We start from the raw sequence: 14110 nt of genomic DNA on the forward strand, positions 1-14110 counted from the left end.
GCGCCGCGGCCCGCGACGCGCTCGCGCAGTGGCGCGGCCCGTCGCTCGCCGATCTGCGCGCCGTCCCGTACGCCGCGGTCGAAGGCGAGCAGCTCGATTCCTGGCGACTCGACCTGCAGGTGGAACGGCTCGATGCCGATCTCGCGCTCGGCGCGGCCGCCGAGGCCGGCCGCGAACTCGAGACCCTGGCGGCCGAGAACCCTTTGCACGAACGGCTCTGGTGCCTGCTGGCGCTGGCCTTGTACCGGACCGGCCGGCAGGCCGACGCGCTGAGCCGGCTGGCCAGGCTCCGCACGCGGCTCGCGGATGAGCTCGGAGTGGATCCCGCTCCCGACACCGCGGAGATGGAGCTCCGGCTGCTCCGCCAGGATCCGGCGCTGCTGCTGCCCGCGACCGAACCGGCCCGGGTCGTCGTCGAGGTGGCCCCGCCGGTCGACCTGCCGTCGCCGCTGACCAGCTTCGTCGGCCGGCAGAGCGAGCTGACCTCGCTGGTCGCCCGGTTGGCCGAGCCCGGTCTGGTCACGCTGATCGGTGGTCCGGGGAGCGGCAAGTCCCGGTTGTCGCTCGAGGCGGCCCGGCTGATTGCCACCACCGGACGGCCGCTGCGGGTCGTGGAACTCGCACCGCTGCACCGCGACAGCGCCGTACTGGAAGCGATCGCCGGCGACGACCCGAGTGGACCGGATCCGCTGGGTGCCGCGGCGGCGGCGCTGGACGGCTCGGTGCTGGTCCTCGACAACGCCGAGCACCTGGTCGAGCAGGCCGCGGAGGTCGTGGCGGGATTGCTCCGCAGGACCACCTCCCTGACGATCTTGGTCACCTCGCAACGGCCGCTGCAGCTCGACGCCGAAGAGCTGCGCCCGATGGGACCGCTCGATGCGATGGCCGCGGCCCAGCTGTTCACCGAGCGGTGCGCGGCCGACGCCCAGGGCGCCGATCCCGAACAGGTCGCGGCGATCTGCTCCGCCGTCGACCGGTTGCCGCTCGGGATCGAACTCGCGGCCGGTCTCACCCGGACCTTGACCGTGCCGCAACTAGCCGATCGGCTGACCGACAAGATGCGCTTGCTGGTCGCGGGATCGCGGGATGCGCAGGCCCGTCATACGAGCTTGGTCGCGGCATTGGACTGGAGTCACCAGCTGCTCGCGGACGCGGAGCGCGCAGTACTGCGCCGGGTGGCGATCTTCCCGGGCGGGTTCACGTTGGAGATGGCCGAGCAGGTCGCGCTCGATCCGCGGGACGTCGCGCCGGCGTTGACCGAGCTTGCCGACCGGAGCCTGTTGACTGTGGAGGCCGTGAACGGGCGAAGGTTCCGGATGCTCGAAACGGTCCGCGAGTATGCGTTGAGCAAGCTCGAGGAGGTCGGTGAGACGACCGTCGCGCAGGCAGCCGAGCTGGACTGGGCGGTCGGCTTCGTGCACCAGACCGGCCAGGGCGACGACGACTTCGCGAGTGCCGAATCGGTGTCCGCGGTCTTCGCCGAATGGCCGAACCTGCTGGACGCCCTCGACCAGGCGCCCGGCACCGAACGGGCAGTCACCGGCCTGCGACTCGCCCTCTCGCTGCACACTCCCTGGCTGATCCGCGGCTGGTACGCCGAAGCGGCGCGCCATTTCGAGGCCCTCTCCGGCGTCGACGCCGCGACGCCGGTCGAGCGGGTCACCGCATTGAGCAACCACGGCTTCGTCCTCACCATGCTCGGCCGGTTCGAGGAGGCGGCGGCCAAGCTCTCCGAGGCCGAGGAGCAGCTCAAGTCGCTGGACGACGACACGCTGACACTGACCGTGCTCTACTACCGCGGCATCGTCGAGATCGAACGCGGCGCTCTGCGGGATGCCTTCGGTCCATTGCTGGCCGGTAAAGAGCTTGCCAGCAAGGCGCCTGGGCACGAGCGGCGGTTGTACGCGTTCACGGACGCGCTCGGCACGCTGTACCTGTACACCGGGCGTCCTGATCTCGCCAAGGAGCAGTACGACATCGGCAACACGGCCGATCGTGCATACGGCGACGAGCACGGGCTGTCCCGTGGACTGAGCAATCTCGCCGGTGCTCTGGTCGCTATGGGCAAACTGGACGAAGCACTCGATGCGGCCGCCGAATCGGACCATTACGCGCGGCGCCTCGACGATCGGCAGATCCTGCCGCTGAACGACGTGATCCGGGCCTCGGTCTCGCTGGCGAGGGGTGCATTCGGCGACGCGGAGAAACACCTGCGGGCAGCCGTCGAGTACGCCGTCGCCGACAACGCCGGCATCACCATGGCGCACATCGACCTGGCCGACGTCCTGATCCTCGAAGGCGAACTCGACGAGGCCGCGAGCTTGCTGGAGGCCGTCTTCGCCGACGCTCCCGAGCACAGCACCCCCTGGCTCGCCGCCCGCACGATCGCCGCAGCCCTGGCCTTCGCCCAAGGCGATCGAGTCCTCGCCACCACCCTCGTCGCCGAAGCCACCGCCGACGCCACCACCACCGGCTTCGCCTGGCCCCGCTACACCAACCGGCTCACCGCCCTACGGCAACAACTCGAAGCCGCTGACAGCTAGTTGTGTAGGGCTGTGGGCTTCGGGTACGGGGTGCAGAAGATGTCTGATTGATCGGGCAGGATGGGGTGTATGGATTCGAGTGAGCGGGACACCGAGGTGGACGCGCCGGTTTCCGAGGTGATGAGCGAGCCAGATCGCACAGTCGTCGAGCCGGCCGACCTGCCGGTCGGGCTGGTCGCAGTACCGGTGGAACGTCAGGTGCTGGAACGAGTGGTGAGCGGGACGTACCACGATCCGCACCAGGTGCTCGGTCCGCATCTCGGCGACGGTGCCGTGACGCTGCGCGTGCTGCGGCCGTTCGCGCAGTCGGTGACCGCGGTCTTCGACGACCAACGGGTCGAGCTGGTGCACGAGTTCGAGGGCATCTGGGTCGGCGTACTGGACGTCGACAAGGTGCCGGACTACCGCCTCGAGATCACCTACACCGACGGCCCCGCGGTCGAGGTCGACGACCCGTACCGCTACCTGCCGTCCCTCGGCGAGATGGACCTGCACCTGATCGGCGAAGGCCGGCACGAGCAGCTGTGGACCGTCCTCGGCGCGCACGTCCGCCGCTACGACGGTCCGGCCGGATCCGTGACCGGTACGTCGTTCGCCGTCTGGGCCCCGAACGCGCAGGGCATCCGGCTGACCGCCGACTTCAACTTCTGGGACGGCCGCGCGCACCCGATGCGCACGATGGGCTCGTCGGGTGTCTGGGAACTCTTCGTCCCCGGCGTCGGCCCAGGGACCCGGTACAAGTTCGACATCTGCGGCCGCGATGGGGTCTGGCGGCAGAAGGCCGACCCGATGGCCAACCTGGCCGAGACGCCACCCGCGAACGCCTCGGTGGTGCACGAGTCGACCTACGAGTGGAACGACGCGGCCTGGATCGACCGGCGCGCCGCCTCCCAGGCGTACGCGGAGCCGATGAGCGTCTACGAGGTGCACCTGGGTTCCTGGCGCAAGGGCAAGTCGTACCGCGAACTCGCCGACGAACTCGTTGCCTATGTCAACGAGATGGGCTTCACCCATGTCGAGCTGATGCCGGTGATGGAGCACCCGTTCGGCGGTTCCTGGGGCTACCAGGTCACGTCGTACTTCGCACCGACCTCCCGGTTCGGCGACCCGGACGACTTCCGCGCACTGATCGACAAGCTGCACCAGGCCGGCATCGGTGTCCTGGTCGACTGGGTGCCGGCGCATTTCCCCAAGGACGCCTGGGCGCTGGCACGTTTCGACGGTACGCCGCTGTACGAGCACCCGGATCCGCGCCGCGGCGAACAGCCCGACTGGGGCACGCTGGTGTTCGACTTCGGCCGGCCGCAGGTGCGGAACTTCCTGGTCGCTAACGCGGTCTACTGGGCCGAGGAGTTCCACATCGACGGTCTGCGCGTCGACGCGGTCGCCTCGATGCTCTACCTGGACTACTCCCGCGAAGAGGGCCAGTGGGTGCCGAACCAGTACGGCGGCCGGGAGAACCTCGAGGCGGTCTCGTTCCTGCAGGAGATGAACGCGACCCTCTACAAGCGTGTCCCCGGTGTGATCACCGTCGCCGAGGAGTCCACCTCATGGCCGGGTGTCACCCGCGCGACGCATCTGGGCGGTCTCGGCTTCGGCTTCAAGTGGAACATGGGCTGGATGAACGACTCGCTGCGCTACCTGGAGCACGAGCCGATCTACCGGCAGTACCACCACAGCGAGATGACGTTCTCGATGATGTACGCGTACTCCGAGAACTTCGTGCTGCCGATCTCGCATGACGAGGTCGTGCACGGCAAGGGCTCACTGCTCCGCAAGATGCCAGGTGACCGGTGGCAGCAGCTCGCGAACGTGCGGGCATTCCTGGCACTGCAGTGGGCACACCCGGGCAAGCAGTTGCTGTTCATGGGCTGCGAGTTCGGCCAGGAGTCCGAGTGGTCCGAGAAGGGCGAACTCGACTGGTGGCTGCTCGACCACTCCGATCACCGGGGTCTACAGCAGCTGGTCAAGGACCTGAACGGCAACTACCGCGGCACGAAGGCGCTGTGGGCGACCGACCACGCGTCCGACAAGTTCTCCTGGATCGACGCCAACGACGCCGGCAACAACGTCTTCTCCTTCGTCCGGTACGGCGACGAAGGAGAGCCCACGCTGGCCTGCGTCACCAATTTCTCCGCGATCCCGCACCACGGCTACCGTCTCGGCCTTCCGTTCGAAGGCCACTGGGAAGAGCTCGTCAACACCGACGCCGGTGACTACGGCGGCTCCGGCGTCGGCAACTTCGGCGGCGTGGAGGCGAACGGCGAAGGCTGGCACGGCATGGCGAGTAGCGCCGAGATCTCGGTGCCCCCGCTCGGCACCATCTGGTTCCGCCACACCCCGTAGTACAGGTGACCGGGCGGTGTTGACCTGGTCGACACCGCCCGGACCCGTCAGCTACGAGCGGCGGTGGTGAAGCCGTACTTCGCGGTCGGCCCGTCGCCGGTGAAGGTGGAGTTGACGACCACCGCGCGGAACTGGCGGCCGGCCGGGGTGACCTTGAAGGTGAACTTGCCGTCGTTGCCGGTGCGCATGCTGCCGACGACGTACCAGGGGCTGGTCGCGTTCTTACGCGCGTGCAGGATCACCGGTTCGTTGGCGCCCGGGAAGCTGGTCTCGTAGCAGGCCGGCGGCATGCCGGTCTGGAAGATGGCTTTCGTCGTCACCGTGCCGCTGAGTGCGGTCGACATGGCGATCGCCGTGGTCTGGACGTTGCCGCCGTACCCTTCACGTCGGCCGGTGGACCACTCGTTCACCGCGGTGACGCTGAGCGAGTAGGGCTTGTTCTGGTTGGCCACCGTGCTTGTCGGCGAACTGCTCACCGGCAGGGTGATCTCGCCGCACTGGTCGATCGTGCCCGGCTGCTGCTTCAGGGTCAGGACCGGCAGCCACTGCGCCGGTGTGCTGACATCCAGCGGGTCGTTGGGCGTGGTGTCGGTCACGGCAGGCGCCATCGAGTACTGCACCGCGTTGCCGGCGGTGAAGCTCAGCCCGGTGATCCGCCCGAATGGGAAGTACCGGTCGAAGCCCACCGAGCTCGCTTGCTCGCCGGCCGCTCCCTCGACCACGATCTTCGCCTCTGTCAGGTCGGAGCTCGGGTAGAGCGCCGACGGCGACACCACCAACTCGTTCGCCCCGTCGGCGGTGGTGCTGCCGACCGGCTCGACCAACGAGCTGAAGGTGATCGAGATCGTGTTCGCCACCGGCGCCGTCTCGGTCCAGCTGATCCGGACCTTGCTGTGCGTGGCGTCGGTCCACGCCACGCTCACCGATCCGATGGTGCTGGTGGCAGCGTGAGCGGCCGGTACGCCGAGCGCACCGGCCGCCGCGATCACGGCCGCCGCAGTCATTGCCTTCTTCAACATCTTTCGCGTCCCCAGTTCGTTTCGACGTTGTGTCGAAAACCTTGATGCAGGGACCGGCCAGAAAGTTATCGCACGGTCAGCGAGAACGCTCCGCTGTAGACCGCAGCCACGGGGAGGCTGTTGTGGGTGCTGGCCGGGATATACCAGCGGAACTGGGTGACGCCGCGCCGGTTCCAGGGGAACTGGAGCAGCCCCTTACCGGCGTACAGGGTCTTGTAGGCGACGCCCTGCCAGGCACCGCTGGCGTTCTTGAACTGCAGGGCGGCCCGTTGCGCGTTGGGCGGGTCGACCCACAGGTAGGCCTGCGGCTGGGTGCCGTAGCTGATCGTGGGCGTGATGAACTTGGCGGACATCACCCGGGTCGTCGCTCTGACCAGCTTCGATGCTGTGGTGCTGCCGTACCTCGCGCTGCCCTGGCCGTTCACATTCGGTACGACCGTGCGATACTCCCGAGCACCGGGATTGTTCATCGTGAACGTGTACTTGCCGCCGGCAACCGTATGGGTGCTCCCGATGACGTACCACGGACCGGTGGTCGTATTGCGCCCTTGCAAGGTGACCAGTTCTCCGCTGCCGATGCCGCTATCCGTCTCCTGGCAGGCCGGCGGGTGACCGGACTCGTAGATGGTGCGACCCGAGAGCGTTCCGGTCAGGCTGATCGGCACACCGTACGCCGACGTACTGGGCGCGGTCAGGGTCAGGCCGGTCGTCGACACATGCGCGTAGCCGCCGAAACCACCGTGGAGCCCGCCCGGAGCCCACTCGTTGAGCGTGTCGAGGAACAGGTCGTAGGGCTTGTTCCTGTTCGCGATAACGCCGGTCGGCTCGGTGGTACTGGGCAACGTCACCTCACCGCAGTCCATCTCCGTGTGCGGTAGCTCGTTCAGTCGCAAGGTCATTTTGTAGCGCGCGGGCTGGTCCAGGTCGAGCGGGTCGTTCGGCGTCGTGTCCGGAGCAGTGATCGGCGGTATCGACCATCGCACCCCACCATCGGCCGTCACCGCCAGATCAGGATCGACGACACCGGGGATGAAGCGGTCGAATCCGACCGAACGCCCTTGTTCCCCGGTCGGCTCGTCGACCACGATCCTCGCGACCTCGCCGGGATTGTTGCTGGCCACCAGGGTCGGGGCGTCGACGACCAACTGGTTCGGGGCGCCGATCGCGGTGGTGCCGAGCCGTACGTCGTCGAAGCCGTCCCGCTGCAGCACGATGGTGTTCGGCGCCGGCGTCGTTTCGGTCCAGCTGATGGCGACCTTCGTGTGGGTGGTGTCGGACCAGGCGATCCGGACGTCAGCCGCCAGGATCTTGTGGGTGCCTGGGTTGGGCGGGGTGACTCCGCTGCTCAACAGGAGCAGCGCTGCTATCGACTGCGTCAGCATGACGGTTCCTTTCGGCTAACGGACGGTCAGGGTGAAGACGCCGCTGTAGACAGCAGCCACGGGCAAGCTGTTGTGGGTGCTGGCCGGGACATACCAGCGGAACTGGGTCGCTCCCCGCTTGGACCAGGAGAACTGCAGCAGCCCCTTACCGGCGTACAGGGTCTTGTAGCTGACCCCCTGCCAGACCCCGCTTGCGTTCTTGAACTGCAGGGCAGCGCGTTGTGTGTTGGCCGGATCCACCCACAGGTAGGCCTGTGGCTTGGTGCCATAGGTGATCACTGGCGAGATGAACTTCGCCGACATCACTCTGGTGGTCGCCTTGACCGCCTTGGTCACGGTGGTCGCGCCGACCATGATGGCGTTGGCGCCACCAGCCGTGGTGGTGTAGACGACGCGATACTCGCGCGCACCCGGGTTCGGCAGCGAGAAGCTGTACTTGCCGGTGCCGTCCATCTGCGTGCTGCCGACGACATACCAAGCACTGGTCGGGCTGTTCCTGCCTTGCAGCGCGACCAGGACGCTGGCCAGGGGGTAGGCGCGTTGCCGGCAGACGACCGTGCCGCCCTCGAGGACGTCGTGGTAGGCCCCGGTGCCGGTCAGGGTCAACGGCGTTCCGTACGCCGTGACCGTCGGTGCCGCGATCGTCAGACTGGTGGTGGTGATGGCGGATCCGTCGTCACCCCTGGGCTTCGGATTCCACTCGTTGGAGGTCAGAACGGCTACCGCAGCCGGCTGGCCGTTGTCCGGGATCACCCCGTTGGTAGCGGTGCTCGCCGGCAACAGGACCTCGCCACAGTCGCCGTAGACATGCGGCTGCTTGTCATACCGCAGCCGTACGGTGTACTTCGTGCCGCCGGTCACGTCCAGCGGATCGTTCGGCGTGGAATCTCCGTAGGGATCCGGGTAGAAGTCCCACTTCACTCCACCTTGCGGCGCAAAGCTGAAGTTCGGCCCACCCCCGGGCCGCGAGTACCGGTCGAAGCCAACCGAACTCGCCGAACCGCCCGCTGGATCGCTCACCACGACACGCGACACATCGGGATAGTTGGTGTAGCCGAGATAGCTGGTGTTGACCAGCAACTCGTTCGGCGCACCGACCGGCACCGACCCGAGCGACAGCGGCTCTCCGCCACCGTCTGTCTCGAGCGCCAACGTGTTGGCCGACGGAGTGCTCTCGCTCCACGTGATCCGGACCTTCGCATGCGTCGCGTCCACCCAGGCGACTTGCACACCGCTCACCGCAGCACTGGCCGACGGCACCTGCCACCCGGCAAGGAGCAGTACCCCACACCCGACCGCGATCGATCTCCTCATCGGCATTCCCTTCGTCAGGAGGCTCGATGCAGCCGAGGAGCCGAAGGTTGCGAATCTCCCCGGCGAGCGGGCCCGTGGTGGCGGCAGGTAGCGTTCGTGGGGTGACTGGTGTGCCGCCGCAACCGACGTTGACCGATGGCGAGTTGACGCTGCGTCCGTGGCGCGCGGAGGACGTCGAGACCGCGCACGGGCTGACCGACGACGAGATCGTCCGCTGGTTCGACCTCGACGGGGTCACTCCGCGTGACGGGCTGGCCGCGGGGGTCGAGCGCTGGCACCGCTTGTACGCCGAAGATCGGTCACTGGTCGCGTTCGTCGTCGAACTGGCCGGCGTCTCCGGACCGGTCGGGACGGTCGCTGTACGCCGTACGGCAGAAGGCGTCGGCACCATCACCTGGTCGACCTTCAAGCCGTACCGCGGCCGACGGATCGCCCGGCGCGCCGTGCAACTCCTGGTCGTGTACGCCTTCGGTGACCTCGGGCTGGAACGGCTCCAGGTCGAGGTGGATCCGGAGAACCGCGCGTCGTCACGGGTCGCGATCCGCTCCGGCTTCCGGCGCGAGGGGTTGCTCCGCGGCGGCGCGACACTGCAAGGCGAACGCCGCGACCTGGCGATCTACGGCCTGCGCCGGGACGACCCGCGCGCCGACACGGTGACCGGGTGGACCGCACTGATGGACTCGGTGCTGCCGAAGAAGCGGGTGATCGCGCACGTGGTGGTCCGCGACACCGGCGGCCGCGTGTTGCTCTGCAAGGTCGGCTACAAGCGCGATCTCGAACTGCCCGGCGGCGTGGTCGAACCGGACGAGGACCCCGCGACCGGCGCGCTCCGGGAGATGGAGGAGGAACTCGGCATCGCGCTACCGCTGGCCGGCGTTCTGGCGATTGACTGGTTGCCGCGCTGGGAGGGCTGGGGCGACGCGATCGAGATCCTGTACGACGGCGGCGTCCACGACCCGTCGTTGATCGACACCCTGCGGCCGGACGGCTTCGAGATCCTCGGCCTCGCCTGGTACGCCGCCGACGAACTCGGCGACCTCGTCAGCCCACTCAATCGACGGCGGCTGCCGGCCATCCTCGCCGAGCCCACCACCCTGCACCAACTGCGCGACGGCAACCCAGTCATCTGAGGTGGCGAAGACACCAGTGATAGTGACCGTCCCTGGTGGTCGAGTGGTAGATCGTCGCCGTGATGATGGCGTAGGCAGCGCGGTAGAGCTTCATCCGCTCCCGCGAGTGCCCTAGGTCCTCGAAGCGATCGAGCAACTCCGCATCGAGGGTTTCGGCGTCCGGTCCGTACATGTCGAAGAATCCGGCTGCGGTCGCCGCGTCGAAGGTGTTGTCTCCAGCAGTGCTGAAGAATCCCCAGTCGAGCAGGGCGGTGCCTTCGCCAACCAGCACGTTCGGTTGACAGATGTCGCCGTGGACGATGCTCAGTTGGTCGACGACGATTTCCTTCAGGCGTTCGACGACGCTGGTGACGACATCGTCAAATCCGGGCACGTCCTCCGCGAGTAGCTTCCGGGAGACGGCCGCTCGCCGTAGTACGAGATCAGCTAGTGCTTCACCCCAGGAGGTCTCTGCCGTGCTGTAAAGGGGCAGCTGTTCTTCGACGACCGGCATGGCTCTGCTTGCCGCGCTGGCGGAGGTCGTGCCGAGGGCTGTGACCAGCTCGACGAAAAGATCGAGCCCCTGGTCCCGGCTGACCCTTCCCGACTCGATGGCGTCGCGCAACGGCGTACCGGCCAACCTCTTTTCGACACTGACGGCTCGCCCGTCGACTTCGCCCACTGCCTGGATCTCGGGCGTGCTCAAGGGCAGCCGCTGACTGCTCACCTCGGTCAGGAATGCCCGGAGCGGCTCAACCTCCGCGGCCGATCGGTTGAACCAGCTCTTGCCGACGAGATCCCCACCGAGGTCGTAGACGATGCCTTCCATCCCGCGTCCGATCACCTCGATCGGTCCTTGCGCGTAGTGCTGGAAGAACTCCATCAGCTCACCGGCCGGGTGAGGTCGCGGGTCATCCAGATCGAGTCGCCGCGTTCGGGATCGACATCCACGCGATCGCTGCGGGTGAAGCCAAGCTTCTCCAGGACGCGGAACGACGGGGTGTTCCAGTCCCGGACGGTCGCCCACAACCGCTCGCGTCCGGTTCGTATCGCCGCCTCGAGCACGGCGGCGGCTGCCTCGGTGGCAAACCCGTGCCCATGAGCTCGCTGGGCCAGCTCATAGGCGATCTCCGGCTCGTCGAACGTGGCTTGGCCGACCGTCAGCCCGCAGTACCCGATGAACTCGCCGGTGTCGCGCCGCTCGATCGGCAGCAACCCCAGTCCTTCAGCGGCACCCAGCGGATTCGTCACCAGCCGCTCGCGCATCTCCTCGACCGTCGGCCGTCCGTCCGGACCGACCCGGTGCCGCGCCCGGGGATCCCGCTCGAGCCAGAGCCCGCGGTAGTTCTCCGCATCGGACGGACGCCAGCGTCGCATGCGCAGTCGCTCGGTCTGCAGTTCGGCGGGGAAGTCTTGATAGCTCGCCATGCCCCCAACCTACGTTGCCGTGAGGGCAGCGCGGCGGCGGCGCAGGAATCGTTGCTCAGGGCCATTGGCAGTGAGCGCGATGGCTTCGTCGTACGCCGCGATCGCGGCCTCCTTGCGGTCCAGCCGGGCCAGCACGTCGGCTCGGGTGGCGGGCAGGTAGGCGTAGGACTTGAGGGCCGGCTCCTTGCCCAGGGCATCGAGTTCGGCGAGGACCGCGGTCAGGTCGGCGCCCGGGACGAGGCTGACCGCGGCGGCCCGGTTCAGGGCGACGATCGGCGACGGCCAGCTGACCAGCATCGCGTCGTACATCCGGACCACTTGATGCCAGTCCGTCTTCTCCCACGACGGCGCCGTCACATGCAGCCCGGCGATCGCTGCTTGCAACGCAAACCTGCCGTGCCCTTGCTGCAGCGCGGCCGTCGCTCGCGACACTCCCTCTGCCAGCAGGCGCACGTCCCAGCGCGAGCGATCCTGATCCGCCAGCAGCACCAGCTCGCCGTCCTCACTGACCCGGGCATCACCGCGAGCTTGCATCATCTGCAGCAACCCCAGCAGGGCTTGAGGTTCCGGCTCGTCCGGCATCAGCCGCACCAACAGCCCGGCCAACTCGAGCGCCCGCCCGGTCAGATCAGCCCGGGTCAACTCAGGCCCCGCCGCAACATGCCCAGCCGTATAAGCCAACTGCACAACAGTCAGTACTACGTCCAGTCGCTCGGACAGCTCCTCGTCGGCCGGGATCCGGTACGGGATACCCGCGGCCGCGATCTTCTTCTTCGCCCTGGTGATTCGCGCGGCCGCTGTCGCCTCGCTGATCAGCAAGCCGGCTGCCACCTCACGAGTGGTGAGACCGCAGATCAGCCGCAGGGTCAATGCCACCTGTGAGTCACGGGCGAGCGCGGGGTGGCAACAGGTGAACACCAGCCGGAGGAGGTCCGTCGGCTGCTCCCCAGGCTCCCCCGGTTCTTCGACCAGCAGCGGGAGCTTCCGCCGGAGCGTCGTCTCCCGCCTGAGGCGGTCGAGCGCCAGCCGGCGGGCGACTGTCGTCAACCATCCGCCGGGGTTTGCCGGGATCCCGTCCGTCCAGGTCTTCAAGGCCTGGACGAAGGCATCCTGGGTGCAGTCCTCGGCCAGGTCGAGGTCCCGGGTCAGCCGCACGGTCGAGGCCAGCACGGTGGACCAGCACTCCCGATACGCCCGGTCCAGCGCATCCTCGACTGCTGACATCACCCGCACCTTCCACTCGATTCCCTGCCCGAACATCATGCTGCATCCCGCGCATGTATCTGGTCACCACGAACCGCCACTACTAGTTGCTGTCCGTGGAAGGGGTTGGGATGACTAACGAACTGCGGGTTCAACTGTCCGAGTCCGGAGCAGATGCCGAGCGGCTGGACACGCTGACCAGGTATCTGCGCCGGGAGCTGCTGCAACTCGACGTCGGAGACGTCACCGCGCTGCAGGCGGGTGCACCACCGCCGGGCACGCGCGCGATCGACGCCGGCGCGATCGGTGGGCTGGTGGTCACGCTGCACCAATCGGCGCAGAGCTTCGTGGGCGTGATCGCCACCCTGCGCCTCTGGCTGCGCCGCGGCGACGGCATCAAGCGCACCATCCGGCTCGAGCTCGACGGCGACGTACTCGAGCTCTCTCAGGTCAGCCTGCCCGAGCAGGACCGGCTGGTCGACTTGTTCGTCAACAAGCATTCGCGAGCGGGTGGGTGAGATGACCGCACGACGTAGGGCACTGATCGTCGCCAATGACGAGTACGACCACGAAGGACTCCGGCGACTCCGTTCGCCGGCCGCTGATGCTGAGGCGTTGGCCCGGGTGCTCAGCGACGAGCAGATCGGCGCGTTCGAAGTACAGACGGTGCGGAACCAGCCGGCGCATGTCATCCAGTCCCACATCGAGGACCTGCTCGCCGACTGTCAGCCGGACGACGTACTGCTCCTGCACTTCTCTTGCCATGGACTGAAGAGCGAGTCGGGTGAGCTGTACTTCGCTGCTCAGAACACGCGTCCGAATCGGCTCAGCTCGACGGCCATCTCGGCGGACTTCGTCCAGCGTTGCCTGCGGGCGAGCCGGTCGCGCAGCATCGTGCTGCTGCTCGACTGCTGCTACGGCGGCGCCTTCGGCAAGGGCGTGACGGTCAGGTCGACCGGCGACGTCAATCTGACCGACAGCTTCCCGGGCAATCGCGTGGGTGGCGGTCGCGGCCGCGCGGTGATCACGGCGTCGAGCTCGATCGAGTACGCCTTCGAGGGGGAACGGTTGGCCGATGATCGCAGCGCCTCGCCGTCGGTCTTCACGACCGCGCTGGTGGAGGGTCTCGCGACTGGTGAGGCGGACCGGGACGAGGACGGGTGGGTGTCGCTGAACGAGCTGTACGACTACGTCTTCGACAAGGTGCGCGCGCAGACTCCGCATCAGACGCCGAGTCGCGATGTGGAGATGCAGGGCGAGCTGTACCTGGCCAGGAGCAAGCGCCGCCGGATCAAGCCGATGCCGATCCCGGCGGATCTGCAGGCCGCGATGACGGACGCGAGCATGTTCGCCCGCTTGGGCGCGGTGACCGAACTGCGCACCCGCCTCCTTGGTGAGAACCTGCCGTCCGCGGTCGGTGCCTACGAGGCGCTGGTGGAGATCGCCCAAACCGACATCCACTACGTCGCCGACCCCGCTGCCGCTGCCCTGGCCGAGGTCGCTCTCCAACCCAGCACCACAACCCTCGACTTCACCGACGCGGCGACCCTGACCATCGACCTCCAGGGCCCACCGATCGCCCGAGCCTGCACCGCACACCCATCGGCCGCGTGGATCCACGTCGAGGACACCCCCACCGGCTTCACCGTCACCGCGGTTTCCTCCCCCACCCCAGGCACCATCACCCTCAAAACCCCCACCAGCGAAACCCCCATCGCCGTAATCCCCCCACCCACCACACCGGCCCCCACGCCACCCCCACCACA

At 67.8% G+C, this 14110-nt stretch carries 11 protein-coding genes; 5 read left to right on the top strand and 6 right to left on the bottom strand.

What is annotated here, in order from left to right:
* Positions 1–2543, top strand: a 2543-nt coding sequence (locus tag ABZ004_RS39995) for a BTAD domain-containing putative transcriptional regulator (protein ID WP_355687464.1), incomplete at its 5' end; no start/stop codon positions are given.
* Positions 2544–2612: 69 nt separating this feature from the next.
* On the top strand, positions 2613–4889 hold the full coding sequence (glgB, locus tag ABZ004_RS40000; RefSeq protein ID WP_355687466.1) for a 1,4-alpha-glucan branching protein GlgB: 2277 nt from the start codon (positions 2613–2615) through the stop codon (positions 4887–4889).
* Between the two features lie 47 nt (positions 4890–4936).
* Here the strand turns inward: glgB and ABZ004_RS40005 are convergent, their stop codons facing one another.
* The 3 genes from ABZ004_RS40005 to ABZ004_RS40015 form a co-directional block, all read right to left on the bottom strand.
* Entirely contained in the window at positions 4937–5908 is a 972-nt protein-coding gene (locus ABZ004_RS40005; RefSeq protein ID WP_355687468.1) for a hypothetical protein, read from the bottom strand.
* A 65-nt stretch (positions 5909–5973) separates the two neighbouring features.
* On the bottom strand, positions 5974–7290 hold the full coding sequence (locus tag ABZ004_RS40010) for a hypothetical protein (protein ID WP_355687470.1): 1317 nt from the start codon (positions 7288–7290) through the stop codon (positions 5974–5976).
* Positions 7291–7305: 15 nt separating this feature from the next.
* Complete coding sequence (locus ABZ004_RS40015) at positions 7306–8604, bottom strand: hypothetical protein (protein ID WP_355687472.1); 1299 nt, start codon at positions 8602–8604, stop codon at positions 7306–7308.
* 101 nt (positions 8605–8705) lie between these two features.
* Between ABZ004_RS40015 and ABZ004_RS40020 the strand changes: the two genes are divergently transcribed.
* A complete protein-coding gene (locus tag ABZ004_RS40020) occupies positions 8706–9734 on the top strand; it encodes a GNAT family N-acetyltransferase (RefSeq protein ID WP_355687474.1) in 1029 nt (342 codons plus the stop codon).
* On the opposite strand, the gene ABZ004_RS40025 is transcribed toward ABZ004_RS40020, so the two are convergent.
* From ABZ004_RS40025 to ABZ004_RS40035, 3 genes are read right to left on the bottom strand one after another with little or no spacing between them, the layout of a single operon-like run.
* Positions 9727–10596, bottom strand: coding sequence for a phosphotransferase (locus tag ABZ004_RS40025; RefSeq protein ID WP_355687476.1), 870 nt, complete (start codon positions 10594–10596; stop codon positions 9727–9729). The two genes, ABZ004_RS40020 and ABZ004_RS40025, sit on opposite strands and share 8 nt — an antisense overlap.
* A complete protein-coding gene (locus tag ABZ004_RS40030) occupies positions 10596–11141 on the bottom strand; it encodes a GNAT family N-acetyltransferase (protein WP_355687477.1) in 546 nt (181 codons plus the stop codon). The genes ABZ004_RS40025 and ABZ004_RS40030 overlap by 1 nt, the downstream gene beginning before the upstream one ends.
* Before the next feature lie 9 nt (positions 11142–11150).
* Positions 11151–12365: a sigma-70 family RNA polymerase sigma factor gene (locus ABZ004_RS40035; RefSeq protein WP_355687479.1), complete on the bottom strand. Its 1215-nt coding sequence runs from the start codon at positions 12363–12365 to the stop codon at positions 11151–11153.
* A gap of 110 nt (positions 12366–12475) precedes the next feature.
* Between ABZ004_RS40035 and ABZ004_RS40040 the strand changes: the two genes are divergently transcribed.
* Entirely contained in the window at positions 12476–12862 is a 387-nt protein-coding gene (locus ABZ004_RS40040; RefSeq protein ID WP_355687481.1) for a hypothetical protein, read from the top strand.
* Between the two features lies 1 nt (position 12863).
* On the top strand, positions 12864–14110 hold a 1247-nt coding region (locus ABZ004_RS40045), incomplete at its 3' end, for a caspase family protein (protein ID WP_355687483.1).

Origin of the sequence: Kribbella sp. NPDC006257, assembly GCF_040613535.1 — a bacterium.
In the GTDB taxonomy this organism is placed as follows: Bacteria; Actinomycetota; Actinomycetes; order Propionibacteriales; family Kribbellaceae; genus Kribbella.

What these genes read in the sequence shown, in the direction of transcription:
- glgB (WP_355687466.1), top strand. Translation starts at nt 2,613, where the DNA reads ATGGATTCGAGTGAGCGGGACACCGAGGTGGACGCGCCGGTTTCCGAG.
- ABZ004_RS40005 (WP_355687468.1), bottom strand. Translation starts at nt 5,908, where the DNA reads ATGTTGAAGAAGGCAATGACTGCGGCGGCCGTGATCGCGGCGGCCGGT.
- ABZ004_RS40010 (WP_355687470.1), bottom strand. Translation starts at nt 7,290, where the DNA reads ATGCTGACGCAGTCGATAGCAGCGCTGCTCCTGTTGAGCAGCGGAGTC.
- ABZ004_RS40015 (WP_355687472.1), bottom strand. Translation starts at nt 8,604, where the DNA reads ATGAGGAGATCGATCGCGGTCGGGTGTGGGGTACTGCTCCTTGCCGGG.
- ABZ004_RS40025 (WP_355687476.1), bottom strand. Translation starts at nt 10,596, where the DNA reads ATGGAGTTCTTCCAGCACTACGCGCAAGGACCGATCGAGGTGATCGGA.
- ABZ004_RS40030 (WP_355687477.1), bottom strand. Translation starts at nt 11,141, where the DNA reads ATGGCGAGCTATCAAGACTTCCCCGCCGAACTGCAGACCGAGCGACTG.
- ABZ004_RS40035 (WP_355687479.1), bottom strand. Translation starts at nt 12,365, where the DNA reads ATGTCAGCAGTCGAGGATGCGCTGGACCGGGCGTATCGGGAGTGCTGG.
- ABZ004_RS40040 (WP_355687481.1), top strand. Translation starts at nt 12,476, where the DNA reads ATGACTAACGAACTGCGGGTTCAACTGTCCGAGTCCGGAGCAGATGCC.